At 77.9% G+C, this 3,549-nt stretch carries 3 protein-coding genes and 1 pseudogene; 3 read left to right on the plus strand and 1 reads right to left on the minus strand.

Annotated features, from left to right (window positions below):
* The 3 genes from IE249_RS39050 to IE249_RS30980 form a co-directional block, all read left to right on the plus strand.
* A partial coding sequence (locus IE249_RS39050) for a HEAT repeat domain-containing protein (RefSeq protein WP_373304499.1) occupies positions 1 to 714 on the plus strand: 714 nt, incomplete at its 5' end.
* 158 nt (positions 715 to 872) lie between these two features.
* Positions 873 to 2,000, plus strand: a complete 1,128-nt coding sequence (locus IE249_RS30975) for a glycosyltransferase family 4 protein (RefSeq protein ID WP_189710134.1) — start codon at positions 873 to 875, stop codon at positions 1,998 to 2,000.
* On the plus strand, positions 1,997 to 3,211 hold the full coding sequence (locus tag IE249_RS30980) for a glycosyltransferase (RefSeq protein ID WP_189710136.1): 1,215 nt from the start codon (positions 1,997 to 1,999) through the stop codon (positions 3,209 to 3,211). Before IE249_RS30975 ends, IE249_RS30980 begins: the two co-directional genes overlap by 4 nt.
* Before the next feature lie 100 nt (positions 3,212 to 3,311).
* On the opposite strand, the pseudogene IE249_RS39055 reads toward IE249_RS30980, so the two are convergent.
* Positions 3,312 to 3,549 (minus strand): annotated as a pseudogene (locus IE249_RS39055) (allophanate hydrolase subunit 2 family protein); the annotation flags it as partial.

Here is a 3,549-nt window from a genome sequence, read left to right on the forward strand (position 1 = left end):
CCGGCCGCCCGCTGCCTGGTCGCCGTCGCCGGCCCCGAGGACCGGCCCGAGATCCTGCGGGCCGCCCGGGAGGGCTTCGACGGCGCCCGCTGCACCGCCCTGCGCTACCTCGCCGACGGCGGCGACCCCGAGGTCCTGGACCTGATCGAGGCGGCCGTCTCCGACGGCTCGGTGACCGTGGCGGAGGCCGCCGTCGACGCCTTCGAACGCATGCGCGGTGCCGTCGCCGTCGACCGGGCCCGCCGATGGGCCGGCCGCCCCGACCCGCTCGGTGCCGCCGCCGGCCGGATGCTCGCCTGCCGCGGCGGCACCCGCGACCGTGACCTGGTCCTCGCGGCCCTCCGAGAGGCCGTACGCGGCGAAGGCCCCGACGTGCCCGCCCTGTGGACCCTGGTCGACGGCGCCGGCCGGCTGGGCATCACCTGCGCGGCCCCCGTCCTGCGCCACGTCTACCGCGAGACCGCCTCGTCCCACCTGCGCGGCCGCGCCGCCCGCGCGCTCGCCGCGACCGACCCCTCCTTCGCCGCCGGGTTCGCCGTCGAATGCCTGTGGGACTGCGAGGAGAGCACCCGCGAACTCGCCGCCCGGCACGCCGAGACCGGCGACACGCGCGTGGTCGAACGCCTGCGCAGGCTCGCCGTCGACCCGGCCGAGGAGGCCGAGGTCCAGACAGCCGTACGCAGCCGGATCGGCCCCGACACCCCTGCCGCCTGACTGCCCCGCCCGGCCGGACGGCGGCCCACTGAACCGACGCTGCCGGCCGGCGGTGCCGCCCCGTGGAGCGGTCGTGCGGGGGCAACGCTCATGGGGCGTTCCCCGGGTGGAAAGATCGACGTCGACGGGTCCACGTCCGGCACGGCGACAACACCGGTATGCGTGTCGTCATCGTGACCGAATCCTTTCCCCCCGATGTGAACGGCGTGGCCCACTGCGCGTTCCAGACCGCCCGGCACCTCGTCGGCCGCGGTCACGTCCCCCTCGTCGTCGCTCCCGCCACCGCAGCCGCGACGGGGCCCGACGCCGAGGCGCCGTGCCCCGTGATCCGCGTCCCCTCCCTCCCGCTCCCGGGCTACCCCCAGGTCCGCGTCGCCCTCCCCAGCCGACGCGTCGCCGCGGCGCTCACCGAGCACCGCGCCGACCTGGTCCACCTGGCCGGCCCCTTCGTGCTCGGCGTTCGCGGCATGGCCGCAGCGGCCCGGCTCGGCATCCCGGCCGTCGCCGTGTACCAGACCGACCTCGCCGGTTACGCCCGCACCTACATGGGCGCGGGCGAGGCCGCCGCCTGGCGGCGCCTCCGCTCCGTGCACAGCGCCGCCGACCGCACTCTCGCGCCCTCCACCGCCGCCCTGCGGGACCTGGAGGCGCACGGCGTGCCCAGGGTCGGTCTCTGGCCGCGCGGCGTGGACACCGTCCGCTTCCACCCCGCCCACCGCGACACCGCGCTGCGCCGCGAACTCGCCCCCGACGGCGAGCTGATCGTGGGCTACGTCGGCCGGCTCGCCCCCGAGAAGCAGGTCGAACTCCTCTCCGGCGTCCACGGCCTGCCGGGCGTCCGGGTCGTGGTGGTGGGCGACGGCCCCAGCCGTGCCCACCTGGCCGGCGCCCTGCCGGGCGCGGTATTCCTGGGCCGCCGCACCGGCGGCGAACTCGCCCGGATCTTCGCCTCGCTGGACGTCTTCGCGCACACCGGCCCCTTCGAGACCTTCTGCCAGACCGTGCAGGAGGCCATGGCCAGCGGCGTCCCCGTCGTCGCGCCCGCGGCCGGCGGCCCGCTCGACCTGGTCGCCCACGGCCGCACCGGCCTCCTGGTCCCGCCGCGCGACGCGGCCGCCGTACGCGAGGCGGTGCGGACGCTGGCGGCGGATCCCGCTCTTCGCGCCGCGTACGGGGCCGCCGGGCGGGCCATGGTGGAGGGCCGCACCTGGGCCGCGGTCGGCGACCGGCTCCTCGGCCACTACGCCGACGTCCTCGCCGCCCGGCGGACGGCGGTCGCGGCATGAGCGCCAGTGGCGTCGGCGGCACCAGCCGCGGCGTGAACGGCGGCGGACCGCTGAGGATCGTACGGCTCGCGAACTTCGTCGCCCCCGCCTCCGGCGGCCTGCGCACCGCCCTGCGCGAGCTCGGCAAGGGCTACGCGGCGGCCGGGCACCACCCGGTCCTCGTCGTCCCCGGCGAACGGCACACCGACCGGGACACCGAGCAGGGCAGGGTGATCACCCTGCCCGGACCCCTCCTGCCCGGCACCGGCGGCTACCGCGTCCTGACCGGCAGGCGCCGCGTGGCCGCCCTCCTGGAGGAGCTCGCCCCGGACCGCCTGGAGGTGTCCGACCGTACGACGCTGAGGTGGACCGGCACGTGGGCCAGACGGGCCCGGATCCCCGCCGTGATGGTCTCCCACGAGTCGGCCGACGGCGTACTGCGCACCTGGGGCATGCCGGAGGACCTCGCCCGGCGGGCCGCCGACTCGCTCAACACCCGTACCGCGCACACCTACGCGCGCGTGGTGTGCACCACCGGGTTCGCCGAGCGCGAGTTCGCCCGGATCGGCGCCCGCAACGTGGTACGCGCTCCTCTCGGCGTCGACCTGACGGAACGGCACCCGGTGCTGCGGTCGGCGGCGCTGCGGGACCGGTACGCGCGCGTGGACGAGGCGCTGCTGCTGATGTGCTCCCGGCTGTCGGTGGAGAAGCGGCCGGGCCACGCGCTCGACGCGCTGGAGGCGCTGCTGCGGCGGGGCAGGCGGGCGGTGCTGGTGGTGGCCGGCGACGGCCCGCTGCGGGCCCGGCTGGAACAGCGGGTCCGTGAGCGCGCCCTGCCGGTCGCGTTCCTGGGGCACGTCACCGACCGCGCCCTGCTCGCCGCGATCCAGGCCTCCGCCGACGTGTGCCTGGCGCCCGGGCCCGCCGAGACGTTCGGGCTCGCCGCGCTGGAGGCGATGGCCTGTGGCACTCCCGTCGTGGCGAGCGCGTCCTCCGCGCTGCCCGAGGTCGTCGGCCCGGCCGGGGCGAGCGCGGCGGACCACGGGGACGCCTTCGCCGACGCCGTGGAGCGACTGCTGGGCCGCCCGCCCCGGGAGCGGCGCCAAGCGGCACGCGCGCGTGCGGAGTGCTTCGGCTGGTCCGCGTCCGTGCGGGCGTTCCTGGCCGCCCACGACGCGCGGACAGCCGTACCCGGCCCGGCCGTACCCGGGGAGCAAGAGGCCCGCGCGTGACCCCGCGGGACGCCCGCGCGTGACCGGCCGGGAGGGCGGCGCGCGTATCGCCGTCGTACGTCCCCGGTGGCGTCCCGCGCGGGAGTGGCCGCCGTACGCCTCAGCGGCGGCCGACCGCGAGGAAGCGGACCGGGGTGCCCGGGGCCGCCTGGGCGGCGGCGGGGAGGTCGGTGTGCCGCACCACCGCGATCACCGGATAGCCGCCGGTGGTCGGGTGGTCGGCCAGGAAGACCACCGGGCGGCCGTCCGGTGGCACCTGGACCGCGCCCAGCACCATGCCCTCGCTGGGCAGTTCACCGGTCCGGGCGCGTTCGAGCGCGGGGCCCTCGGTGCGCAGG

The sequence above is a fragment of the Streptomyces anandii JCM 4720 genome, assembly GCF_014650655.1.
Classification (GTDB): Bacteria; Actinomycetota; Actinomycetes; order Streptomycetales; family Streptomycetaceae; genus Streptomyces; species Streptomyces anandii.

Coding starts and splice junctions, on each gene's coding strand:
- IE249_RS30975 (WP_189710134.1), top strand. CDS start 873: ATGCGTGTCGTCATCGTGACCGAATCCTTTCCCCCCGATGTGAACGGC.
- IE249_RS30980 (WP_189710136.1), top strand. CDS start 1,997: ATGAGCGCCAGTGGCGTCGGCGGCACCAGCCGCGGCGTGAACGGCGGC.